This window comes from Vibrio sp. SCSIO 43137 (assembly GCF_028201475.1).
Classification (GTDB): domain Bacteria; phylum Pseudomonadota; class Gammaproteobacteria; order Enterobacterales; family Vibrionaceae; genus Vibrio.
In genome coordinates this window covers 3,047,943-3,072,060 of record NZ_CP116383.1, presented here as the reverse complement: position 1 = coordinate 3,072,060, position 24,118 = coordinate 3,047,943, and the positions used below count along the sequence as shown (strand labels likewise).

General features: G+C 46.3%; 25 protein-coding genes. 17 read left to right on the top strand and 8 right to left on the bottom strand.

The window, feature by feature from the left end:
* Positions 1-26: 26 nt before the first annotated feature.
* The 3 genes from groL (at position 27) to PK654_RS14410 (ending at position 4,884) form a co-directional block, all read left to right on the top strand.
* On the top strand, positions 27-1,673 hold the full coding sequence (groL, locus tag PK654_RS14420) for a chaperonin GroEL (RefSeq protein ID WP_271696643.1): 1,647 nt from the start codon (positions 27-29) through the stop codon (positions 1,671-1,673).
* A 294-nt stretch (positions 1,674-1,967) separates the two neighbouring features.
* Positions 1,968-3,560: a DUF1800 domain-containing protein gene (locus tag PK654_RS14415; RefSeq protein WP_271696642.1), complete on the top strand. Its 1,593-nt coding sequence runs from the start codon at positions 1,968-1,970 to the stop codon at positions 3,558-3,560.
* Between the two features lie 55 nt (positions 3,561-3,615).
* Positions 3,616-4,884, top strand: a complete 1,269-nt coding sequence (locus PK654_RS14410; RefSeq protein WP_271696641.1) for a DUF1501 domain-containing protein — start codon at positions 3,616-3,618, stop codon at positions 4,882-4,884.
* A gap of 45 nt (positions 4,885-4,929) precedes the next feature.
* On the opposite strand, the gene crp is transcribed toward PK654_RS14410, so the two are convergent.
* The 6 genes from crp to PK654_RS14380 all read right to left on the bottom strand — a co-directional run bounded on the left by crp (position 4,930) and on the right by PK654_RS14380 (position 10,452).
* Positions 4,930-5,562: a cAMP-activated global transcriptional regulator CRP gene (gene crp, locus PK654_RS14405; RefSeq protein WP_171752739.1), complete on the bottom strand. Its 633-nt coding sequence runs from the start codon at positions 5,560-5,562 to the stop codon at positions 4,930-4,932.
* A gap of 239 nt (positions 5,563-5,801) precedes the next feature.
* A complete protein-coding gene (locus tag PK654_RS14400) occupies positions 5,802-6,671 on the bottom strand; it encodes a phosphoribulokinase (protein ID WP_271696640.1) in 870 nt (289 codons plus the stop codon).
* A gap of 67 nt (positions 6,672-6,738) precedes the next feature.
* Entirely contained in the window at positions 6,739-6,951 is a 213-nt protein-coding gene (locus tag PK654_RS14395; protein ID WP_271696639.1) for a YheU family protein, read from the bottom strand.
* Complete coding sequence (locus tag PK654_RS14390; RefSeq protein WP_271696638.1) at positions 6,948-7,937, bottom strand: hydrolase; 990 nt, start codon at positions 7,935-7,937, stop codon at positions 6,948-6,950. The genes PK654_RS14395 and PK654_RS14390 overlap by 4 nt, the downstream gene beginning before the upstream one ends.
* Positions 7,938-8,068: 131 nt before the next feature.
* On the bottom strand, positions 8,069-8,533 hold the full coding sequence (locus PK654_RS14385) for a TIGR02444 family protein (protein ID WP_271696637.1): 465 nt from the start codon (positions 8,531-8,533) through the stop codon (positions 8,069-8,071).
* Complete coding sequence (locus tag PK654_RS14380; protein WP_271696636.1) at positions 8,530-10,452, bottom strand: ABC transporter ATP-binding protein; 1,923 nt, start codon at positions 10,450-10,452, stop codon at positions 8,530-8,532. The genes PK654_RS14385 and PK654_RS14380 overlap by 4 nt, the downstream gene beginning before the upstream one ends.
* A gap of 174 nt (positions 10,453-10,626) precedes the next feature.
* Here PK654_RS14380 and kefG point away from each other — a divergent pair, with 174 nt between their 5' ends.
* The 5 genes from kefG (at position 10,627) to PK654_RS14355 (ending at position 15,029) form a co-directional block, all read left to right on the top strand.
* Positions 10,627-11,208, top strand: coding sequence for a glutathione-regulated potassium-efflux system ancillary protein KefG (kefG, locus tag PK654_RS14375; RefSeq protein WP_271696634.1), 582 nt, complete (start codon positions 10,627-10,629; stop codon positions 11,206-11,208).
* Positions 11,192-12,991, top strand: coding sequence for a glutathione-regulated potassium-efflux system protein KefB (kefB, locus tag PK654_RS14370; RefSeq protein ID WP_271696633.1), 1,800 nt, complete (start codon positions 11,192-11,194; stop codon positions 12,989-12,991). Before kefG ends, kefB begins: the two co-directional genes overlap by 17 nt.
* 31 nt (positions 12,992-13,022) lie before the next feature.
* On the top strand, positions 13,023-13,223 hold the full coding sequence (locus PK654_RS14365; protein WP_271696632.1) for a YheV family putative zinc ribbon protein: 201 nt from the start codon (positions 13,023-13,025) through the stop codon (positions 13,221-13,223).
* Between the two features lie 149 nt (positions 13,224-13,372).
* Positions 13,373-13,969 carry a peptidylprolyl isomerase gene (gene slyD / locus PK654_RS14360; RefSeq protein ID WP_271696631.1) on the top strand — a complete coding sequence of 199 codons (597 nt, stop codon included), beginning with the start codon at positions 13,373-13,375 and terminating at the stop codon, positions 13,967-13,969.
* Between the two features lie 91 nt (positions 13,970-14,060).
* Positions 14,061-15,029 (top strand): isoaspartyl peptidase/L-asparaginase family protein, encoded by a 969-nt coding sequence (locus tag PK654_RS14355; RefSeq protein ID WP_271696630.1) that lies wholly within the window; start codon positions 14,061-14,063, stop codon positions 15,027-15,029.
* A gap of 45 nt (positions 15,030-15,074) precedes the next feature.
* Here PK654_RS14355 and PK654_RS14350 read toward each other — a convergent pair whose 3' ends face one another.
* Both PK654_RS14350 and PK654_RS14345 read right to left on the bottom strand, forming a co-directional pair.
* Positions 15,075-15,302, bottom strand: a complete 228-nt coding sequence (locus tag PK654_RS14350; RefSeq protein WP_271696629.1) for a SlyX family protein — start codon at positions 15,300-15,302, stop codon at positions 15,075-15,077.
* On the bottom strand, positions 15,302-16,279 hold the full coding sequence (locus PK654_RS14345; protein ID WP_271696628.1) for a WD40 repeat domain-containing protein: 978 nt from the start codon (positions 16,277-16,279) through the stop codon (positions 15,302-15,304). The genes PK654_RS14350 and PK654_RS14345 overlap by 1 nt, the downstream gene beginning before the upstream one ends.
* Positions 16,280-16,417: 138 nt before the next feature.
* On the opposite strand from PK654_RS14345, the gene fkpA reads away from it, so the two are divergent.
* The 9 genes from fkpA to tuf all read left to right on the top strand — a co-directional run bounded on the left by fkpA (position 16,418) and on the right by tuf (position 23,825).
* A complete protein-coding gene (gene fkpA / locus PK654_RS14340) occupies positions 16,418-17,203 on the top strand; it encodes an FKBP-type peptidyl-prolyl cis-trans isomerase (protein WP_271696627.1) in 786 nt (261 codons plus the stop codon).
* Between the two features lie 146 nt (positions 17,204-17,349).
* Complete coding sequence (locus PK654_RS14335) at positions 17,350-18,072, top strand: helix-turn-helix transcriptional regulator (protein WP_271696626.1); 723 nt, start codon at positions 17,350-17,352, stop codon at positions 18,070-18,072.
* Positions 18,069-18,461, top strand: a complete 393-nt coding sequence (gene tusD / locus PK654_RS14330; protein WP_271696625.1) for a sulfurtransferase complex subunit TusD — start codon at positions 18,069-18,071, stop codon at positions 18,459-18,461. Before PK654_RS14335 ends, tusD begins: the two co-directional genes overlap by 4 nt.
* Entirely contained in the window at positions 18,458-18,814 is a 357-nt protein-coding gene (tusC, locus tag PK654_RS14325) for a sulfurtransferase complex subunit TusC (protein ID WP_271696624.1), read from the top strand. Before tusD ends, tusC begins: the two co-directional genes overlap by 4 nt.
* A 12-nt stretch (positions 18,815-18,826) precedes the next feature.
* Positions 18,827-19,108 carry a sulfurtransferase complex subunit TusB gene (gene tusB, locus PK654_RS14320; protein ID WP_271696623.1) on the top strand — a complete coding sequence of 94 codons (282 nt, stop codon included), beginning with the start codon at positions 18,827-18,829 and terminating at the stop codon, positions 19,106-19,108.
* 193 nt (positions 19,109-19,301) lie between these two features.
* Positions 19,302-19,676, top strand: a complete 375-nt coding sequence (gene rpsL / locus PK654_RS14315) for a 30S ribosomal protein S12 (protein ID WP_004399892.1) — start codon at positions 19,302-19,304, stop codon at positions 19,674-19,676.
* 107 nt (positions 19,677-19,783) lie between these two features.
* Entirely contained in the window at positions 19,784-20,254 is a 471-nt protein-coding gene (rpsG, locus tag PK654_RS14310) for a 30S ribosomal protein S7 (RefSeq protein WP_252021286.1), read from the top strand.
* Between the two features lie 150 nt (positions 20,255-20,404).
* Positions 20,405-22,501 (top strand): elongation factor G, encoded by a 2,097-nt coding sequence (gene fusA, locus PK654_RS14305; RefSeq protein WP_271696591.1) that lies wholly within the window; start codon positions 20,405-20,407, stop codon positions 22,499-22,501.
* Between the two features lie 139 nt (positions 22,502-22,640).
* Complete coding sequence (tuf, locus tag PK654_RS14300; protein WP_271696590.1) at positions 22,641-23,825, top strand: elongation factor Tu; 1,185 nt, start codon at positions 22,641-22,643, stop codon at positions 23,823-23,825.
* Positions 23,826-24,118 lie beyond the last annotated feature (293 nt).

The window sequence follows — 24,118 nt, the reverse complement described above, 5'->3', positions numbered from 1 at the left end:
AATAGATTTTAGGAAAGGAAATCAAAATGGCTGCTAAAGACGTAAAATTTGGTAACGACGCACGAGTAAAAATGCTGGAAGGTGTAAACGTTCTGGCTGATGCAGTAAAAGTAACGCTGGGTCCAAAAGGACGTAACGTTGTTCTTGATAAATCATTCGGCGCACCGACTATCACTAAAGATGGTGTTTCTGTTGCACGTGAAATTGAGCTGGAAGACAAGTTCCAGAACATGGGTGCTCAGATGGTTAAAGAAGTTGCTTCACAAGCTAACGATGCGGCAGGTGACGGTACAACAACTGCAACAGTTCTGGCTCAGTCAATCATTGCTGAAGGCCTGAAAGCGGTTGCTGCTGGTATGAACCCAATGGATCTTAAGCGTGGCATCGACAAAGCGGTTGCTGCTGCTGTTGAAGAGCTGAAATCACTTTCTGTTCCTTGTGCTGATACAAAAGCGATTGCTCAGGTTGGTACTATCTCTGCAAACTCTGATGAAACTGTTGGTAACATCATTGCTGAAGCGATGGAAAAAGTAGGCCGTGACGGTGTTATCACTGTTGAAGAAGGTCAGGCTCTGCATGATGAGCTGGACGTAGTAGAAGGTATGCAGTTTGACCGCGGTTACCTTTCTCCTTACTTCATCACTAATCAGGAAGCGGGCGCTGTAGAGCTGGAAAACCCATTTATCCTGCTTATCGATAAGAAAGTATCTAATATCCGTGAACTGCTGCCTACACTGGAAGCGGTTGCTAAAGCGTCTCGTCCTCTGCTGATTGTTGCTGAAGATGTTGAAGGTGAAGCACTGGCTACTCTTGTTGTAAACAACATGCGTGGCATCGTTAAAGCGGCTGCTGTTAAAGCACCTGGTTTCGGTGACCGTCGTAAGGCAATGCTTCAGGATATCGCTATTCTGACTGCTGGTACTGTTATCTCTGAAGAGGTTGGTCTTGAGCTTGAGAAAGTGACTCTGGAAGATCTTGGTCAGGCTAAGCGCGTAACCATCACTAAAGAGAACACAACTATCATCGATGGTCTAGGTGAAGAAGCGATGATCAACGGCCGTGTTGCTCAGATTCGTCAGCAGATTGAAGAAGCAACTTCAGACTACGACAAAGAGAAGCTACAAGAGCGTGTTGCTAAGCTGGCTGGTGGTGTTGCAGTAATTAAAGTTGGTGCAGCGACTGAAGTTGAGATGAAAGAGAAGAAAGACCGTGTTGAAGATGCACTTCACGCAACTCGCGCAGCAGTTGAAGAAGGTGTGGTTGCCGGTGGTGGTGTTGCCCTGATTCGTGCGGCTTCTAAAGTTGCTGGTCTTGAAGGTGCTAACGAAGAGCAGAACGTTGGTGTTCGCGTTGCTCTGCGTGCAATGGAAGCGCCTCTTCGTCAAATCGTTGCTAACGCAGGTGATGAAGAGTCTGTTGTGGCTAACAATGTTAAAGCAGCAGAAGGTAGCGAAGGCTACAACGCAGCGACTGGCGAGTACGGCGATATGATCGCAATGGGTATCCTTGACCCGACTAAAGTAACTCGTAGCGCACTTCAGTTTGCAGCCTCTGTTGCCGGTCTGATGATCACAACAGAAGCTATGGTTTCTGATATGCCTGCGAAAGACGCTCCTGCAATGCCTGATATGGGCGGAATGGGTGGCATGGGCGGTATGCCTGGCATGATGTAATATCATCCTGAACTGAGAAAACCGAAGCGTTATGCTTCGGTTTTTTTATGCCTGAAATAAGCCGTTTATCAGCCCGTTATTTACCATCAGTTTCTCGGTTTAATTGGGTGAATTTTGTATTGGTTTGGTTAATCAAATAGTTACTGTAGTCAAAATATTTGATAATCTAATTAGGCGAAAAAATTTAGTATTTTCAGTTAGTAATAATTTCATATCAGAAAGCTAAGGGGTATTTTTACTAAATCGCCTATAATTATGAGTATTGTTTTCAGTTGAGAAGTAGATGGAGTTTTGATGGGACTGAACACTGCATTTTTAGCTGTGCGTGGCAGGCGGTTGTTGGTTGCTTTGGCGACTCTTATTAGCTCGGCGGTACTGTATGCCGGAGCATCAGAACAAACTAATCTGGCTCATTTACCTGACAAGCTCAGCGAGACCGAGCGCTATCAACTGCTTTACCGGACAACTTTCGGGCCGACTAAATCCAGCTATAACCAGTTACAAAAACTGGGTTATAAAGAGTGGCTGCAAAGGCAGTTCTCACTGCCAGCCTCTTCCCATGAAAAACTATTTCTTACCTTTGATGAGCCTGAATCGCATAAAGCAAGAGGCAATGTCTGGTGGCAGATTGCGATTTACAGCGAAGATCAACTAAGGCAGAGAATGGCCTTTGCCCTGAGTGAGCTTTTCGTGGTCTCCCGCCTTGGAGGAGGGTTAGGTAAGAAAGCTCACGCCCTGTCGAATTATTACGATCTGTTAGCTGAAAATGCTTTTTCAAACTACCGGCAATTACTGGAGAAAGTGACCTTTCATCCGGCAATGGGGCGATACCTCTCTATGATGGGCAGTCGCAAAGCCGACGCAGATAAAGGAACCTTTCCTGACGAAAACTACGCACGGGAAGTGATGCAGCTATTTACCATTGGCCTCTATCAACTAAACAATGATGGTAGCTATAAAACCAGCGCCAATGGAAATCTTATTCCCAGTTACACTCAGCAGGATGTTGAAGAAATCGCTCGGGCGTTTAGTGGCTGGGTGAGGGAGAAGAGTGATAAAGCACTACTAAAACCTATGCGTGCTGTCTCCTCCCGCCATGACTTCACTGAAAAGACGGTATTGGGGCATACCCTTAAATCGGGGCTGACCCCTTATCAGGATGTAAGCCAGGTACTGGATATACTGTTCTATCACCCTAATACGGCTGCGTTTGTTTCAAAGCAGTTGATTAAGAGGTTTGTTACATCCAACCCCTCAGATGAATATGTGCAAAGAGTGTCGTCGGTGTTCGCTGATAACGGTAAAGGTGAACGAGGGGATTTAAAGTCTGTACTGCTGGCGATTCTGCTAGATCAGGAAGCACTCGGTTATTCGCAACTTAAGCCGGTAAAAGTGAAAGAGCCCCTGCTGGCATTAACCAATATCTACCGGGCATTTTCTGTCGGAGGAGCTGAAAGTGGTGCTAAAGCGACGCTTTTCTATCGAGCAGCGCAACAAGGGCCTCTTTCATCGCCGTCGGTGTTTAATTTCTTTGAGCCTGACTATCAACCTGCCAGCTTTATGCAACAGGGGGAGATGGTAGCTCCTGAGCTGGAGTTAATGAACTGGACCAGTTACACCGCCTACAGCAATGCTGCCCGAGCTATTTTGTACTCTGTAAAGAAAGTTGATTCCCCCCTTTCTGTGGATGAATTTACCGCTCTGAAGGAGCAACCTGAACAATTGACGGAGCTGATAAACAAGCGCTTATTTGCCAATAAAATGAGTGCAGAGCTTAAAAGTATTATCAAAGATAACTTGTCAGAAGAGAGCAAGAGAAAACAAAACCGGGTGTTACAGAGTTTGTATCTGGCGCTGATTAGCGATGAATTTCTGATTCAGGAGTAGGGCAATAACAATCAAGCGAAGAGAATTTCTGTCACTATCGGCGGGCTGCGGGTTTATGTCGTTGGGCTTGCTTCCCGGCAGGCTGAACGCAAAACAGAAAGATTATAGAGCCTTAGTTTGTATTGACCTGAAGGGGGGCAACGACGCCTATAATATGTTGGTTCCGGCAGACTCGCTGCACTATCAAGAGTACAACAAGAGCCGAGCTCTGCTTGCGATAGAACAGAGTGACTTGCTGAAGATTCCACAGAGCAGCTTTGACGGCAATAACAAAACCGTGCAGTTTGGCTTGCATCCCACTATGCAGGCATTACAGGCGCTTTATAAGGCAGGGAAAGCGAATGTGATACTAAATAGCGGTGTGTTGCAGCAACCTCTGACCAAGCATGAGATAGAGTCAGGAGCGAAACCCAAGCCGCCTCAGCTTTTCTCTCATAATTCTCAGCGTTCAGAGTGGCACCGTGGCGCGGTAAACCACAGGATAAAGCTGGGTTGGGCCGGCCGGATGATGGATGTGATATCAGAGCAACAGGGCTTCTCTGCTCTTTATAGTCTGTCCGGTAATGCCTTGATACTCAGGGCGATGAACAGTGAGCAAAATATCCTCAGGGGAGATAAGGTGGCTAAAGTGGCCGGTATTCAAAACCGGGCCATACTGCGTAGCTACAAAAAGCTGCTGGCAAAAGATCCAAGTTCACCGTTTCATGCCGAGATCAACAAAGCGATGCAGGCTTCCCTGAGCAGTAGCAGTCTGCTGTCTGAAACCTTAAACAGAGAGAGCAGCTTTAAAGGCTTTTCCGGTTCATCACTGGATAAGCAGTTGGCGGTGGTGTTTAAACTGATCAGCCAGCAACAGCAACTGGGTCAGGAGAGGCAGGTGTTTTACGTTACTCTGTCCGGTTTTGATACCCATGATGACCAGCTAGAAAGACATCCGTTGCTGCTTAAAGAGTTAAGTGACAGTCTGGCTACCTTTAACCGTGCGCTGGAGTCGATAGGCTATCAGGATAAGGTGGTTACCTTTACCCAGTCAGAGTTCGGACGCAGAATCGCTCCTAATGATACAGGAACGGATCACGGCTGGGGTGGCCACCAGTTGATTATGGGGGGCGGACTGCGGGCAGAAAAGGCGATTGGAGTCTGGCCAAGTTTAAAAATTTCTGGTGAGGATGATATCTCTAAGGGAAGGATGATTCCGTCTATCGGTTCTGATCAGGTTGCTGCCGCACTGGCTGAGTGGATGGGCGTAAAATCGGCCAAAGCGATGAGAGTGGTATTGCCGAATATTGATAACTTTCAACGGCTCGAGTTAGGGCTAAAATAAAAAACGCAGCTTTCGCTGCGTTTTAAAAGGGATAAGCCAGAGGTTTTATCGTGTTCCGTAAACCACAATGGTTTTACCGTGAGCAGAGATAAGGTTCTGCTCTTCCAGCATCTTAAGGATACGGCCTACGGTTTCACGTGAACAACCTACGATTTGACCAATTTCCTGACGGGTAATCTTAATCTGCATACCGTCCGGGTGTGTCATTGCATCAGGTTGTTTGGCTAGGTTAAGTAGCGTCTGAGCGATGCGACCAGTTACATCTAGGAATGCCAGGTCACCTACTTTCTGGCTGGTAACCTGTAGACGGTTAGCCATCTGTGCAGAAAGGCGCATCAGGATATCAGGGTTAACCTGAATCAGCTGACGGAATTTCTTAAATGAAATTTCGGCTACTTCACATGGGGATTTAGCACGTACCCAAGCAGTACGGTCTTGTTCTTCTGCAAATAGACTGAGTTCACCGATGAAGTCACCTTGATTCAGGTAGGAAAGAATCATCTCTTTTCCTTCTTCATCCTTGATAAGCACAGCTACAGAGCCTTTCACAATGTAATACAAAGTTTCCGCTTTCTCACCAGCGTGAATCAGCGTGCTCTTTGAAGGGTATTTATGGATATGACAGTGTGAAAGAAACCATTCTAATGTTGGATCGGTTTGAGGTTTACCTAGAACCATAATTATCTCACTATTTTATGCAGGGTCTATTCAGCAGCGTCCTTTGCTGCCTCGCCAAATTGGTGAAGTTAGCATAGGTTTTCTTATGCAAAGCTGCAAGCTACTTCTATATCGGTTAAGAATAGTATCCTTTTTTGCAGACGATTTCTTGATTTTGATCGCCCTCAAATTGCGATTTGTTAAGCAAAACCGTGCACATGATCACGGTATTAGAAGGAAAATGCATTATCGGCTGTTTTTTAGCCGATTTTGCCCGTTTCGATTAACTGTTGCAGTACCGGCCGGATTATCAGTTCCATGGCAAAGCTCATTTTACCGCCCGGTACCACCAGCGTATTATGCCGTGACATAAATGAGCCATCGATCATTGCCAGAAGGTAAGGAAAGTCGACATTTTTCATTCCCCGCAGCCTGATCACCACAAAGCTTTCATCTAAACTAGGAATACCTTTGGCATTGAGCGGGTTAGAAGTATCTACAGTCGGAACCCGCTGAAAATTAATATGAGTGCGCGAAAACTGAGGGGTAATATAGTTCAGGTAATCATCCATTGAACGCACGATAGAGTCAGTTACGGCTTCGCGGGAGTGGCCTCTGTCGCGGGTATCGCGGACAAATTTTTGTATCCACTCAAGGTTTACAATAGGAACCATGCCGATAAGCAGGTCGACATGCTGAGAGACATTCACATCACCGTCTTTTACCCCGCCGTGCAGCCCTTCATAAAACAGTACATCGCTCTCTTCCGGCAACTCTTGCCAAGGGGTGAAGGTTCCCGGCATCTGATTATAGGGAACTGCTTCATCAAATGAGTGCAGATAGCGCCGGACTTGTCCTGTTCCCTCGTCGCCAAACTTACGGAAGAATTTTTCCAGTGCAGGAAAATCATTCGCCTCAGGGCCAAAGTAACTAATGTGCTTTCCCTGTTCCTTGGCTTTACGGATCTCGATATCCATTTCCGGGCGGGTAAAACGGTGGAAGCTATCTCCCTCAACCCAGGCAGGCTTAATGTCCATCATGCTGAACATTTTTCTGAATGCTTCTGAGGTGGTGGTTGTGCCTGCACCGGAAGAACCGGTTACCGCGATGATTGGATGTTTTGCTGACATGACATTCCTTGTCGGTTTACTAACTCACTGACGTTAGTGTATGAAAATAGGGCTAATTAATAAACAATCAAAGTTCACGCTTTAACTTAATGTCTACAGTTTCGTGCAGTTCTGAAAAGAGAATAACCGCTTCTCCTGACTGCAGAAGTGTTTTTACTTGTTCAATTTTGTCTTCCAGCATGGCCTCTTCAGCACCATAGTCGGTGCCTTCACGCAGCACATACTCTTTAATTAAGTTTGTCAGGGTTTCCGGGTCAATTTGTTGCCATGGAACAATCATACATCCTCACTGATTGATGAGATAAAGTGTTGGTAGTAATCCGGCAGATGTTCCTCTAACCAGAATCTGGGACGGGACAGGGTACCGGAAATAAAACCGACATGACCGCCCTGTTTTAACAGCCTGTAGTGAATATTGTCGTTTAAACGGAACTGCGGGATAACGGCCGCCGTCATAAACGGATCGTCACCGGAGTGAATTACCTGCAGCGGAACAGTAACCTGGTTCAGTACCTTTATCCCTGAGCAGCGCTGGTAATAGTCGTCAGCGTTATCAAAGCCGTGTAGCGGTGCGGTAATCAAATCATCAAAACCGTATAGGGTCTGAATGGACTTAATATGTGGCGCCTCGATTCCAATGGCAGATTTCAGCTTGTGCTCTTTAAGCAGCGCATTCTTCTTCAGGGAAGTTAAAAGATAGTTACGGTAAACCTTTGAAAAGCCCTGTTCAATGCGACTGGAACAGGCGGCTAAATCCAAAGGAGCTGAGACAACGGTTGCTGCACCCAGCAGTGGTTCATCCTTATATGTGGCCAGATAGTTCACCAGCATATTGCCACCAAGAGAGATACCTACCGCTACTTTGGGTTGATCTGGAAACAGGGTGTTCAGATGCTTCAGAAAGTGGCGGGCGTCTTTCACTTCACCTGAATGGTAAGCACGCGCATGACGGTTTGGCCTTCCGCTGCAAACACGAAAGTGCATCATTACTGACAGCCAGCCTCTCTTGGAGAAAGCGTGCATCAGGCCATTTGCGTAGGGGCTGTCAAAGCTGCCTTCCAGCCCATGAAATAGCACAAAAATAGGTTTTTTAGCGGCTTGTTCAGTCTGCCAATCTTCGCTCCATGCAAGATCAACAAAATCGCCGTCTTCCAGCTCAAGTGTCTGCCAGCAAGGTTTAAAAAGAGGTTTCCTGCGAATTAATCGAGGCAGTATGGTTTGAAAGTGCGGATTAGTCAGTCCGGCAACGGGGGAGAAATTTGTCATGGTTTTTTCACTTACAGGGCTGCTGTCAGGCAGCGATTTTTATCCGTCTTGTCCCTATTAAGCTCCAGCTTGATTTAATGATGAAGCTAATGCAAGCACTCACTTAAGTCTGAACAAGATAAATCAAAAGGCTACTGGCTGTCTCTGGCGGTAAACTCTTCAGCGAGACTATCGGCACCTAACTGCTGACAATAGAGCTGAGTCATTGGTAGCCCTTTATTCTCAGTTAAGGCTATGGAATTGATACAGTCGACCAGATCGGATTGCTGCTGCTTTTCCAGCATTAGCTCAAACTCAAGAGATTTTCTGTAAAGGGTGTCAGGCAGGTGAGTTTTATACTGTTTTCTTAATTCACGATAGTGCAGCAGTAGGGATTCACTTCTGCTAAGGGCGTGTTGTATTTTATGCCAGCTCTCTCCTGCAAAACTGAGCTGCTGTTCATCCAGCCACTTGAGTAACAGCAGCAGGTTTACATTGCCGTGATATTTGTTCTGTAGGGATAAACACGCTTCTTTAATCCCGCGCACACTATAATACTGCAGGCTAAACTGCCAGAGACGTTCCAGTGTCAGAGATATAGAAGCGTTTTTTGTCATTCACTCTCCAGATCGAGTTGCATCTGTTCCAGTTGTTCCTGAATGTCCATCCATTCCATTTCGACCTCTTCAAGTTCTGATTTAGAAGAAGCCTGAAGTGCCAGTACCTGATTAAGTTTAGCCTTATTTTCGTCCTGGTACAGACTGGTGTCAGATAATTGCTGCTCTGCTTCAGCTAATGTTTCAGAGAGCTTATCGATCTGATTTTCCAGTTTTTGCAGTGACTTACGCAGCGGGGCAGTCTGTTTACGGAATTCGGCTTCTTTCCTTTTCTGCTCTTTTTTCGCTGCTGCGCTGTTTATGCCGGATTTAGCCGAAGTATCTGGTTGTGCCTCTTTCTTTTCTGCTTTGCTTAGATCTGTCAGCCATTTGTAGTAGTCATTAAGATCACCATCAAACGGGGCAACTTGCCTGTCATGCACCAGGTAGAGATCATCAGTGGTGGCACGAAGCAGATAGCGGTCGTGGCTGACAATCACCATGGCGCCTTCAAAGGTTTGTAGTGCCAGCGTAAGGGCTTGTCGCATATCCAGATCAAGGTGGTTGGTCGGTTCATCGAGCAGCAACAGGTTAGGTTTTTGCCACACAATCAGGGCCAGTACCAGTCGCGCTTTTTCACCACCGGAAAAAGGGGCGACTTTATCCAGTGCTTTATCACCGTTAAAACCGAAACTGCCTAAGTAGTTTCTTAGCTCCTGCTCGGTTTTATCCGGCGCTATCTGCATCATATGCTGCAGAGGCGTCTCTTCCGGATGAAGAGTCTCAAGCTGATGCTGGGCGAAATAGCCGATCTTAACGCCCTGAGAATAGGTGAGATCGCCCCCCTGAGCTTTTAGCTCTGATGAGAGTAGCTTAATCAGGGTAGATTTACCGGCACCGTTTCGTCCCAGCAGGCCGATGCGGCTGCCCGGTACGAGGTTAAGGCGGATTTTTTCCAGAATCAGTGTGTCGTCGTAACCGGCCGATACATCGTCCATCATGATAATCGGATTTGGCAGGGCTGATGGTTCACGGAACTCAAAACTGAACGGATTATCGAATTGGGCAGGCAGTACTTTTTCCATCTTCTCCAGAGCTTTAATACGACTCTGTGCCTGACGGGCTTTAGAGGCTTTATATCTGAAGCGATCGATATAGCTCTGCATATGTGCCATCTGCTTCTGCTGCTTCTGATACATGGCTTGTTGCAGGATCAGTTTTTGCGCCCGCTGATTTTCAAATGATGAGTAGTTACCTGTGTATTCATTCAGCAACTGATTTTCTATATGGATAATACGGCCGACAATAGGATCGAGAAAATCCCTGTCGTGGGAGATCAATACCAGAGTGCCGGGGTAATTCTGTAGCCAACGCTCCAGCCACATAACCGCATCCAGATCCAAGTGGTTGGTTGGTTCATCGAGCAGCAGCAGATCTGAACGACATAACAGGGCTTGCGCGAGGTTAAGGCGCATACGCCAGCCACCAGAGAATTGAGTCAGGTTCCAGCTCATCTGATCCTGACTAAAACCAAGCCCGTCCAGCAATTCTGCGGCACGGGCACGGATACTGTATCCGCCGATGGTCTCTATCTTCCCATGAATCTCAGCGACTTTTGTACCGTTATCTTCTGCTTCGGCCTTAGCCAGTTCTGACTCGAGATTACGGAACTCTCTATCACCATCAATAACATATTCGAGGGCGGAACGTTCCAGTGCCGGTGTTTCCTGTGCTACCCATGCCAGTTCCCAGTAGGCCGGCTGCTTAAAGGTTCCCGCATCGATAGACAGTTCATCTTTCATCAGTGCGAACAGGGTAGATTTTCCGCAGCCGTTTTTACCCACCAGACCGACTTTATCGCCCGGATGAATGGTTGCTGATGCCTGGTCTAAAAGCGGTTTACCGCCTCGGAGTAACTGAATGTCGCTGAACGTAATCATAGAAGTCTTATAGATTGGGAATGTTTAACGCGAGGAATAGTAGGCGTTATACGATTAAAAGTCGATCATTATAGAAAATAGGATATGATGAGGGTTACATAATTCTGTCAGGCGTTAGCAAATGGAGCTTTTGCCGATGCTTTATCAGTAAGAGTTAAAGGAATAGTTCAGGGAATGAGTCAGAAACAAAACCCCTCACCGAAAATTCTATTAATCTTTGTTCATCCGGAGCCGGAAACCTCTGTGGCTAACAGCATAATGCTGAAAAAAGTTGAGGATCTTGAGCATGTTACTGTTCATGATCTTTATGCCCGCTATCCGGACTTTTTTATTGATGTCCAGTATGAGCATCAGCTTCTGCTTGAGCACGATATTATTGTCTTCCAGCATCCTCTATTTATGTACTCTTGTCCGGCGCTGCTGAAAGAGTGGATGGACAGGGTACTGGGTAAAGGTTTTGCTTTTGGTGATAATAGCGCACTGGAAGGTAAGTACTGGCGTAGTGTGATTACCACTGGCGGTGCTGAAAAAGCATTTGCCGCCTCGGGTTATAACAAGTATCCGATGCAGGAGATACTTCAGCCATTTGAACTAACGGCTTCTCTGTGTCGTATGCACTGGATTGAGCCTTTAGTCTTGCACTGGGCAAGGCATGTTTCCGATGTTGACCGTTATCAACATGCAGAGCAGTTCCGCAGCTGGCTACAACATCCGCTAAATAATGAGCAAGAGGTGCTGAATGGCGTTAACGGATAGTTTTTTGCAAAGCAGCGTTGTCTTTCTCTCTGTTGCGGTAGTTGCAGTACCACTGGCGCAGCGAATGGGGTTAGGCTCAGTATTGGGCTATCTGCTGGGTGGTGTTGCCATTGGTCCATGGGGCTTTGGTTTAATCAGTGATGTAGATGCGATATTACACTTTGCCGAGTTTGGTGTGGTGCTACTGCTGTTCCTTATCGGACTGGAACTGAATCCGAAAAAGCTCTGGCAGATGCGAAGTCCTATATTAGGACTTGGCGGAGGGCAGGTTGCGGTGACCACCTTGATTATTACCGCTATTGGTATGATGTTTTCCCTCTCGTGGCAAAGTAGTCTGGTGGTCGGTATGGGGCTGGCGCTCTCGTCCACTGCCATAGCATTGAGAGTTATCGAAGAGCAGGGGCTGGCAGGTTCAGAAACCGGTCAATCGGGCTTTGCTGTTCTGCTGTTTCAGGATATCGCCGTGATTCCTATGCTGGCAATTTTGCCGGTTCTGGCTGGTGCCGGCGGAGACGGAAACTGGTTCGACTCCCTGAGAACATTCGGTTCAATTGCCGTTCTGCTAATAGGTGGTCATTTTCTGCTAAGGCCGCTATTCCGCTATGTGGTGATGAGCGGTGTGCGTGAGCTATTTACCGTTGCTGCACTTTTACTGGTTATCGGTACCGCGGTATTTATGCAGCAGCTTGGTCTCTCTATGGCGTTAGGTACTTTTCTGGCTGGTGTTTTACTGGCTGAAAGTGAGTACCGCCATGAGCTAGAGATCTCCATAGAACCATTTAAAGGGCTACTGCTTGGTCTATTCTTTATTGCGGTAGGCATGTCGGTCAATCTCGGCTTGCTGGCTCTGCATCCCATTGAGGTTTTAACGGCAGTTGTTGCTTTAATCTCAGTAAAAGCCATTGTGCTTTATCTTCTGGCGCGGTTATTTGGTACCAGAGCTAAGGCGCGTAGCCGGATGGCCGCTATTTTAAGTCAGGGTGGCGAGTTTGCTTTTGTTATCTTTACCGCTGCGCAGGCAGAAAACCTTATTGATGCCGAGTTAAGCGCTTTCTTGCTGGTGGTAGTTAGTTTATCTATGGTGACAACACCAATTCTGCTGATTTTGCAGGATAGATGGTTTGCAGCATCTATCAACAGCCAGCAGAGTGGTGAAGATAGTAGTGATGTAATAAACCGTAACCCAAGGGTTATTATTGCGGGCTTCGGCCGTTTTGGTCAGGTGGTAGGCCGTCTGATGTATGCTAACAAAGTGCGCATCACCGTTCTGGAAAGCGACCCTAGTCAGATCCAGTTACTGAGAAAATATGGCTATAAAGTGTTCTACGGAGACGCCACTAAACTGGATTTGCTTCGTGCAGCCGGCGCTGATAAAGCAGAAGCGATTGTTGCCTGTACCGATAACCCGGATGAAATTCTGGAGATGATCCATCTTTGCCAGCAACATTTTCCAAAGCTTAAGATACTGGCAAGGGCTCGTAGCCGGACAGAGGCGTATCAGTTTTCCAATCACGGAGTAAAAAACTACTCAAGGGAGACGTTTTTAGGCGCACTGGATTTAGGCGGACAATTGCTGGTTGAACTGGGAATGCACCCCTATCAGGCTAAAAGGGCAGAAGCGCATTTCAGAAAACTGGATACCACCATGCTGGAAGAGTTACTGCCTATGCATATGGATGATAAAGAGCTGGCTCAGCGCTCCAAAGAAGCAAGAAAAGAGCTGGAAGAAGTATTTGCCCGCGACATGGAAAGTGACAATCAGTCCAATAATCACTGGAAATAAAAATAAAGCGGTATAGTGAAGGAAGTCGTAAGTGAAAATAAAAAAAAGATTTATTGCCGGGGCAGCGTGCCCTAAATGCTCCGCTGCTGATGCCCTGCGCTGGTGGGTTGAGAACAATATTGAGATGGTCGAGTGCGTTGAATGCGGTCATACAGATCAGAGAACACCTAGCACGGTTCAAAATTCTGAACATTCTGAACAGGATTTGATCGGTATTTTTAAGCCGGAATAATTGAGTTTCGTTAAATCATCCCCATAATAGTGGCAACTCGGTTTTCGGGAGAGTACCAATGCGGATAGCGAATGGCTGACGGCATTGGACTTATTGTACTTCTTGGTTGACGCAAACTCAGGCCAAGCTCAGATTGCTTTGGAGCAGACATGAATATTGAAAAGAACGTAGTAGTAAGCCTTGCATATCAGGTAAAGCTTGAAGATGGTGTAGTCGTTGATCAGGCAACCAATGAAGCTCCGCTGGATTATCTTCACGGTCATAACAACCTGATTACAGGTCTGGAAAATGAGCTGGAAGGCAAAACAGTAGGTGATAAGTTCTCTGCGACAATTGCACCTGAAGATGCTTATGGCGAACACAGTGACGCACTGGTACAGCGTGTTCCTGCTGATGTGTTTCAGGGTGTAGACCGAATTGAAGTTGGTATGCGCTTTTTAGCGGATACTGATCAGGGTCCAATCCCTGTAGAAGTTACTGAAGTAGACGGTGATGAAGTGGTTGTTGATGGTAACCATATGCTTGCCGGTCAGACTCTGACATTTGATGTTGAAGTAATGGCAACCCGTGCTGCGACAGAAGAAGAAATTGAACACGGCCATATTCATAAAGAAGGTGGTTGTGGTGGTCACGGCCATGATCACGAAGGTGGCTGCTGTGGTGGCGAAGGCCATGAGCACGGTAAAGGAAAAGAAGACGGCTGCTGTGGCGGTGGTGGTAACGGTGGTTGCGGCTGCTCTCACTAATTAAGTAAAAAAGCCTTCCAGCCGGAAGGCTTTTTTATACTAAAACATTTCTGCGGCTCAGCCCGCTCAGCAAAGGAGCCTTCTAAGCTTTATGAACAGTAATCCTTTTTCTATCGCTATTCATGGCGGTGCCGGCACCATTCTGAAACAGAAATTGACCGCAGAACTCAACCATGAAATCCGTTCCACTCTGCAAGCGTCAGTTACAGCTGGTCACAAACTGCTGAGTGAAGGAAAGGATGCTGCGGAGGCTGTTGTCGCTGCCGTTAAAGTTCTGGAGGACTCACCCCTGTTTAATGCAGGAAGAGGTTCTGTCTTAACTCATAACGAGATGGTTGAGATGGACGCTTCTGTTATGCACGGCAGAGAAATGAATGCCGGAGCGGTAACGGCTATCCGTCATATAAAAAATCCCGTAGCCCTTGCTCTGGATGTGATGAATAAAAGTGAACATGTTTTTCTTAACGGAGAGGGCGCGGAGCAGTTCGCTTTCGAGCTGGGTTATGAGTATACGGAGCAAGATTACTTTTTTACCGATCGCCGCTATGAGCAGCTTCAGTCTATGAAAGAGAAAGGTATGTATGCCCTTTCTGAAGCCAGTTATCAGCAAGCTTCCGATTCGCAGTACCCTGATGACAGAAAATTCGGCACGGTAGGTGCAGTTGCTCTTGATCAACAAGGGAATCTGGCGGCAGCAACCAGTACCGGCGGTATTACTAATAAGAAGTATGGCCGGATAGGTGATTCACCACTAATAGGTTGCGGTACTTTTGCGGAGAACAACAATGTTGCCGTGTCGACAACGGGGATGGGCGAGTATTTTATCCGTAAAGCGGTGGCCGGAGATGTTGCAGCCAGAATGCGTTACCTGAAAGAAGATGTTTATACTGCCAGTGAAGTCGTGATTCAGGGAGACCTGAAAGCCATGGGCGGAGAGGGTGGACTGATTGCCATCGATAGCCGGGGAAATATTCATAATGCCATGAACAGCCTTGGCATGTATCGCGCCAGTATCGATGTTAACGGTGAACTGGAAGTGAAAATATTTGTTGATGAGTAATCCGGGCAAAGCTGCCCGGAACTGACTAATATGCCAAGCTGATCATTAATAGTGAGGGGGAGGTGTCTCTTCTGATGGATCAGCCATATTTGAGGTGTCCATATTTTTCACCTTGTTGGCGACATATTTCATCTGATCCTGCATCTTAGAGATCAATATTTGCTGCTGGCTCAGAGCGTCATTTAACTCTTCAATGCTCTGTTCCTGAAAAGCCAGTTTGCACTCTAAATCTTCTATTTTATTCAGCAGCTGTTGTTCTGTTGCTTCGCTCATCAATCTACTTCCCACGCTTGTGCGATTCCTGCTGAAGTCGCAGAAATAACTCTGTTTTGATCGTCAAAGGCTGCATCATACACGACTGCACGGGGAGGGCGAGTCTCTTTTAACGGCTCCACTTCCCAGCCTTCGATACTTTCACCGCTTGAGGTATCCCACAACATAACCCGGCCAGCAGGAGAGCCGGTAACCAGGTATTTCCCGTCATCGGAAAAGCGAGCCGTGGAGAAAACAAGTTGCCGCGAGAAGGATTTGAGTTCTGTGATTTTCTGTCCGGTTTTTAAATCCCAGATAAAACTATCGTTTGCTCCGTCAGAAGTAAACGCTAACTTACCATCCCGGTGAAGGGCAACCCGGTTAATACGGGCGTCGTGTTCAAATACATACAGTGCCTGACCGGTTTTCGTATTCCAGAAATAAGCTTTGTAGTCATTGCCGCCGGTAAGGGCGAAGCGGCCGTTGGAAGAAACGGCTACTGTGTTAACTTTTTCACGGTGGGCAAGGAACTCTAAACGGCGGCCGGTGACTAAGTTCACGTAGATAGCCTTGCCGTTTGACAGACCAAGTAACACTTGTTCGCCGTTACTGGTGATGTCAATGTCTCTGATAAGTCCGTCAGAAATTGACCAGAGACCATTGGCTTGCGTCCATGAGAGATCCCATACGGCAAAGTTAAGCTGTGTGGCCGTTACGGCATAGCGGTTATTATCCGATATGCGGATATGAGAAACGGTATTTCCGTCCGGATCTTGCTTGCCAAGGGCTGCCAGCTCTTTATCTTGTTTCAGGTCCCATAGCAGTAGCTGCTTAGAATTGGAATAGAGCAGAGCAAACCGGGCATCTCTGCTGAGTGCAAAGCTGGTTGCCCCTTTAGGTGCAATATCCCAGCGTTGATCATCCTGACTGGAATAAAAACAGCCAGTTAACAGAGAAATGACAAAGCTGATTATCGCAATGTGAGAGAATCGTCTCATTAGAAAATAACATTCCGGTTTGTGTCGAAAGACATATACCTTAGTATACAACAACGTATTTGCACATAGAGCAGTAATAATTACGGCTTATCCGTGCAGGAAAAAATAGATGGCAAAGCCATTCAACTGGAGAACTTAATGAAATCTTTGTTTAAAGTGTCCCTATTAGCAGCAACTGTTGCATTGGCTGTAGGCTGTGGAAAAGAAGAAGCCCCGAAAGAAGAAGTAGCGAAAGCTGAACAGGTTCAGCCAGAAACGAGTGCAGCAATCACCTTTAAGTCTGATGACGAGAAGGCGGCTTATGCCATTGGTGTCTCTTTTGCTAACTATTTTGAGACCAGTCTGGAGAAGCCATCTGAGTTGGGTGTCAATCTGGATAAAGAGCTAGTACTGAAAGGTATTGAAGACTCGTTTGCAGGAAAACCAGGCCTGACTGAGGAAGAAATTCAGGCAACACTTGCCTCTCTTGATCAGCGTGTTGCCGCTAAAGTAGAAGAGATGGCGAAAGAAAAAGCCGCCGCTACTGTGAAAGCTGGTGAAGAGTTCCGCGCTGAGTTTGAAAAGCAAGAAGGCGTGAAGAAAACTGAATCGGGTCTTCTTTATCAGGTACTGACCCCGGCAGAAGGTGAAAAGCCGGCTGCTTCCGATACCGTTGAAGTACACTATGTTGGTACCCTGACAGACGGAACTAAATTTGATAGCTCTTATGACAGAAACCAGACTGCCAGCTTCCCGCTGGATCGCGTTATTCCGGGCTGGACAGAAGGTGTTCAGTTAATGCCGGTTGGCTCTAAGTTTAAATTTGTTATCCCGCCACAGCTGGCTTATGGCGAGCAAGATACGCCGACCATTCCGGCTAACTCTACATTGGTGTTTGAGGTAGAGCTGGTAAGCGTAAATAAAGAGCAGGCAGCAGAGCAGTAATAAATTATATCAGAGACAGGCCCGGTTGCTACCGGGCCTTTTTGATCGCGCTTAATTGATCTAATTTCGTACTATTACGGTGCTTGTGTCAAAATATCTGATAAACTTGCACGAATTAATTGATTTTTAATCTGAGGTTAGTAGTTGTGACAACATCAGAAGTGATGCACGCAGATGCGTTGATGGAGATAGAATCCGTTGTTGTGGAGCCCTTCAGTGAACATGATTTAATTATCTTACGTTCCTATGAGGCGGTAGTGGATGGTATTGCCGGGTTGATTGGTCCTTTCTGTGAGATTGTACTTCATTCGCTTGAGAACTTAGATACGTCTGCAATCAAAATTGCCAATGGTGAGAATACCGGCCGTAAGGTTGGTTCGCCAATTACCGATCTGGCATTGAAGATGCTGAAGGATATTGAAGGCTCTGAACGAAACTTTTCCCGCGCCTATTTTACCAGAGCTAAAGGTGGAGTATTGATGAAGTCGATTACCATCGCTATTCGCAATGGCAGTAATCGCGTTATCGGTCTTCTCTGTATCAACATCAATCTGGATGCGCCTTTCTCTCAGGTTCTGCAATCTTTTATGCCAACCGAAGAAGCAAAAGAAGCGGCATCATCAGTGAACTTTGCCAGTGATGTAGTTGAACTGGTTGATCAGACGGTTGAGCATACCATTGAAGATATCAATGCTGACAAGTCTGTTTCTAACAATACTAAGAACCGTCAGATTGTTATGGAGCTGTACGATAAAGGTATTTTTGACATTAAAGATGCCATTAACCGTGTTGCTGAACGTTTGAATATCTCCAAGCATACGGTTTACCTGTATATCCGTCAGCGTAAAACCGAGGACGGCGAGAAGTGAGTCTGAGCTACACCCTTCTTGTTAACGGCAGTGTATATGGTGATCAGTCAGCAAGAAGTGCTTATGGCTTTGCCTGTGCCTTGCTGGAAAAAGGTCACCGTCTTACTTCGGTATTCTTTTATCAGGATGGGGTGAGCAACGGCTCCTCTTTAGTTGTGCCAGCCAATGATGAGTTTGATATCACGTCAGCGTGGCAGCAACTGGCCATCAAACACGATGTCCGGCTGGAAACTTGTGTTGCAGCTGCTCTCAGAAGAGGGGTTATCGGCCATGATGAAGCGGTACAGCATAGAAAAGATCAGCATAATCTGGCTAACGGTTTTGAGCAGACCGGTTTAGGTAGTCTGGCGGAAGCTCTGTTAACTCAGGACAGGGTGGTTCAGTTTTGAGTCAGATTGGTTTTGTATTCCGTAGTCATCCCCATAGCAGTTCCAAGGGAAGAGAAGGACTGGACGCACTGCTGGCAGCCTCGGCTTACAGTGAAGAGATCGCAGTATTCTTTATCGGCGAAGGGGTAACTCAGCTTATTGCCGGTCAGCAGGCTGAACAGATTTATAGCCGCAATTACTCACCAGCGTTTAAGCTGATGGAATTGTACGACATCGAGCAGGTTTATATTTGCCGTTCTTCCCTTGAGAAGCAAGGCGTCGCTAAGCTGCCACTGTTACTTGATACCGAGCCGTTATCTCAGCAGCAACTGGCCGAAAAACTGCGTAGCTGCCAGAAAGTTCTTATGTTTTAGAGTTAGCCGAAAATGTTGCATATCGTTAATCATGCCCGTCATCTGCACGATCTACTTAGTCTGGTTGCTGAAGGAGATGCCGTTCTTCTTGTTCAGGATGCTGTTTATGCCGTTATGCAACAGCACCCGGAACATCATCTGCTAAATAGTGAATGCTTTACCTGTTATGCCCTGACAGAAGATATAAAAGCCAGAGGTCTGAATGTAGAAAACCCTGAATATATTCAGTTGGTCGGCTTCGATGGTTTTGTTGATCTTACCGCCGCACATCAACTGTCTCTGAGCTGGGGTTAAAGCCCGTTACTGAATGCTTTTGCACTTTTAATAACTAACTGTGAATAATTGCCCGATTTCACTGATCTCACCTGTACATTTTTGATCCGAAATACCTTGACACACCTCTCATCCGTGAATAGAATTTTGCGTCCCTCATAGTAGGGATAGATTTTTCACAAAGCTTAATTTCAGCAAAATCAGGAGCTAGTTAATGGCAACTATTAACCAGTTGGTACGTAAGCCACGTGCAAAGCAAGTTGTTAAAAGCAACGTGCCTGCACTAGAAGCGTGCCCACAAAAACGTGGTGTATGTACTCGTGTATATACTACTACACCTAAAAAACCTAACTCAGCACTTCGTAAAGTTTGTCGTGTACGTCTGACAAATGGTTTCGAAGTAACTTCGTACATCGGCGGTGAAGGTCACAACCTTCAGGAGCACTCAGTTGTTCTAATCCGTGGTGGTCGTGTTAAAGACCTTCCGGGTGTACGTTACCACACTGTTCGTGGTGCACTTGACTGTGCAGGCGTTAATGACCGTAAACAAGGTCGTTCTAAGTACGGTGTGAAGCGTCCTAAGTCTTAATTCTCTGTTTAGTACAGCGTTAAGTAAGGCCAAACATCAATTATTTGTATTTTTTGAAGAAACTGAAAAGTTTTGGATAACCTGAAGAAGACAACGGAGAAATTCCTATGCCACGTCGTCGCGTAATTGGTCAGCGTAAGATCCTTCCAGATCCTAAGTTCAAATCTGAGCTGCTGGCAAAATTTGTAAACATCGTTATGGTTGACGGTAAAAAATCAACTGCCGAAAAAATCGTATACGGTGCCCTAGATACTATGGCTGAGAAATCTGGTAAAGATCACTTAGCAGTATTTGAAGAAGCTCTTGAAAATGTTCGTCCAGCGGTAGAAGTTAAATCTCGCCGTGTGGGTGGTTCAACTTACCAAGTACCTGTAGAAGTTCGTCCGGTTCGCCGTAACGCTCTTGCTATGCGTTGGTTGGTTGAAGCTGCGCGTAAGCGTGGTGAAAAATCTATGGCTCAACGCCTAGCTGCTGAAATGCTAGACGCGTCTGAGAACAAAGGTACTGCGGTTAAGAAACGTGAAGACGTTCACCGCATGGCTGACGCTAACAAAGCGTTCGCACATTACCGCTGGTAATACCTTTATAGTGCTGCGGGGTTCCCCGCAGCATTTCTTTAGTTCCTATGCATATGCTAGGAACTATTGCTATATCTAGGGAATTGATTTTTTAATCATAACTTAGAGATAGCAATAGTCCCTAAGTCTCTAAGTAAAGAGGATTCAATCGTGGCTCGTAAAACTCCTATTGAGCGCTACCGTAATATCGGTATCGTTGCTCACGTAGATGCAGGTAAGACAACTACAAGTGAGCGTATTCTGTTCTACACTGGTCTGTCTCATAAGATCGGCGAAGTACACGATGGCGCTGCTACCATGGACTGGATGGAGCAGGAGCAAGAGCGTGGTATTACAATCACATCTGCTGCTACTACAACTTTCTGGCGTGGTATGGAAGCGCAGTTCGATGAACATCGCATAAACATTATCGACACCCCGGGACACGTTGACTTTACTATCGAAGTAGAGCGTTCATTGCGTGTGCTTGATGGTGCGGTTGTTGTTTTCTGTGGTTCATCAGGTGTTGAGCCTCAATCTGAAACGGTTTGGCGTCAGGCTGATAAATACAGCGTTCCACGCATGGTATTTGTTAACAAGATGGACCGTGCAGGTGCAGATTTCTTACGTGTTGTTGAACAAATTAAAGATCGTCTTGGTGCGAACCCGGTTCCTATCCAGCTAAACATTGGTGCGGAAGATGAGTTCAAAGGTGTTGTTGACCTTATCAAGATGAAAGCTATCAACTGGAATGAAGCCGACCAGGGCATGACCTTCACTTATGAAGACATTCCGGCAGATATGCAAGAATTAGCCGAAAAGTGGCGTAACAACTTAGTTGAAACCGCAGCTGAAGCAACCGAAGAGCTGATGGAAAAATACCTTGAGGAAGGCGACCTGACCGAAGCTGAACTTAAGGAAGCATTGAGAATTCGTACCCTGAACAATGAAATTGTTCTTGCTACCTGTGGTAGTGCATTTAAGAACAAAGGCGTACAAGCGGTACTTGATGCGGTTATTGAATTCCTTCCGGCTCCGGTAGATGTACCGGCAATTAAAGGTGTTGATGAAGATGAGAAGGAAGTTGAGCGTCATGCAGACGACAACGAACCATTCTCAGCTCTGGCATTTAAGATTGCTACAGACCCGTTTGTAGGTACTCTGACCTTTATGCGCGTTTACTCTGGTGTTGTTAACTCCGGTGATACGGTATTTAACTCGGTAAAAGGCAAGCGTGAACGTTTCGGACGTATTGTTCAGATGCACTCGAACAAGCGTGAAGAGATCAAAGAAGTTCGCGCAGGTGATATTGCAGCAGCAATTGGCCTTAAAGAAGTCACTACAGGTGATACTCTTTGTGACCAGAACTCTAAAGTTGTTCTGGAGCGAATGGAGTTCCCTGAGCCGGTAATTCAGATCGCTGTAGAGCCTCGCTCTAAAGCAGATCAGGAAAAGATGGGTATTGCGCTAGGCAAACTGGCAGCAGAAGATCCGTCATTCCGTGTTGAAACAGATGATGAAACCGGACAAACATTGATTTCAGGTATGGGTGAACTGCACCTTGATATCATTGTTGATCGTATGAAGCGCGAATTCAGCGTTGACTGTAACGTGGGTAAACCTCAGGTGGCTTACCGTGAAACTATCCGTGGTAAAACGGAAGTGGAAGGCAAGTTTGTTCGTCAGTCTGGCGGACGCGGTCAATATGGTCATGTCTGGCTTAAACTGGAACCTTCTGAGCAAGGTGAAGGTTTTGTATTTGTAGACGAGATCGTGGGTGGTGCTGTTCCTAAGGAATACATCAGTTCGGTAGCGAAAGGTATCGAAGAACAGATGAACAACGGTGTGTTAGCTGGTTATCCTGTACTGGATGTTAAGGCAACACTATTCGATGGTTCATACCACGATGTTGACTCAAGTGAGATGGCGTTTAAAATCGCCGGCTCAATGGCGTTCAGGAAGGGTGCGCTGGATGCACAGCCTGTTCTTCTTGAACCAATGATGAAGGTTGAAGTAACAACACCTGAAGATTGGATGGGTGATGTGGTTGGTGATCTAAACCGTCGCCGCGGCATTATCGAGGGTATGGATGAAGGCCATGGCGGTCTGAAAATCATTCGTGCGCAAGTGCCACTTTCAGTGATGTTTGGCTACGCAACTGATCTGCGCTCCGCAACTCAGGGACGTGCATCGTATTCCATGGAGTTCTATGAATACGCTGAAGTACCTAAGAATGTGGCTGAAGCCATCATTGCAGAACGTGGTTAATAACTCGTTATTTTATAATGACTAGTTGTTTAATAATGAATCTATTGCGTTAACTGCTGTTGGCGCATAAAATAGCAAATTCTGGCGCGCCTCAACACTAATGCTTGGGGTGAATCATAACTAGGTAAGGAACACGATCGTGTCTAAAGAAAAATTTGAACGTACGAAACCGCACGTAAACGTTGGTACTATCGGCCACGTTGACCACGGTAAAACAACTCTAACTGCTGCAATCTGTACAACTCTTGCTAAAGTGTACGGCGGTGAAGCGAAAGACTTCGCATCAATCGATAACGCTCCAGAAGAGCGTGAGCGCGGTATCACAATCGCAACTTCTCACGTTGAGTACGACACTCCAACTCGTCACTACGCACACGTAGACTGCCCAGGACACGCTGACTATGTTAAAAACATGATCACCGGTGCTGCTCAGATGGACGGTGGTATCCTTGTAGTAGCTGCGACTGACGGCCCAATGCCTCAGACTCGTGAGCACATCCTACTAGGCCGTCAGGTTGGTATCCCTTACATCATCGTATTCATGAACAAATGTGACATGGTTGATGATGAAGAACTACTAGAACTAGTAGAAATGGAAGTTCGTGAACTTCTTTCTGAGTACGAATTCCCAGGTGATGACCTGCCAGTAATTCAAGGTTCAGCTCTTGGTGCCCTAAACGGCGAGAAAGAGTGGGAAGACAAGATTGTAGAACTAGCAGAGGCGCTAGATTCTTACATCCCAGAGCCAGAGCGTGCAGTAGACCAGCCGTTCCTACTACCAATCGAAGACGTATTCTCAATCCAGGGTCGTGGTACAGTAGTAACTGGCCGTATCGAGCGTGGTATCCTACGTGTAGGTGACGAAGTAGAAATCGTTGGTATTAAAGAAACAACTTCAACAACTTGTACAGGTGTTGAGATGTTCCGTAAGCTTCTAGACGAAGGTCGTGCGGGTGAGAACGTTGGTGCACTTCTACGTGGTACTAAGCGTGAAGAAGTAGAGCGTGGTCAAGTACTTGCAGCTCCTGGTTCAATCACTCCACACACTAAGTTCGAGTCAGAAGTATACGTTCTGTCTAAAGATGAAGGTGGTCGTCACACTCCATTCTTCAAAGGCTACCGTCCACAGTTCTACTTCCGTACAACTGACGTAACTGGTGACATCACTCTACCTGAAGGCGTAGAAATGGTAATGCCAGGTGACAACGTTCAGATGACTGTTGAACTGATCGCTCCAATCGCGATGGACGAAGGTCTACGCTTCGCTATCCGTGAAGGTGGCCGTACAGTTGGTGCTGGTGTTGTTGCTAAAATCTTCGCTTAATAGCTAAAGATTTTGCGATAAATCGCATTGATAAAAAAGGAAGCTTCGGCTTCCTTTTTTATTGCCATAATCACTCAATTTAACGTTTCTGTTCTGCCGGTTTTGCCTGAAAACCTTTAAATACCTTCCTCTGTGATTATTTTATATCCATCCCTTGCATCCTGTTTTGTGATCTGTATAATACCGCGCACTGGCTTAGCCAGTTGTGAACCAATGAGCACTGAGGAGTGGACGTTTTCTTGTTCAAGTTAATGCCCAGTAACGTATACTCAGCTTATGTTCGCGGTTAATAA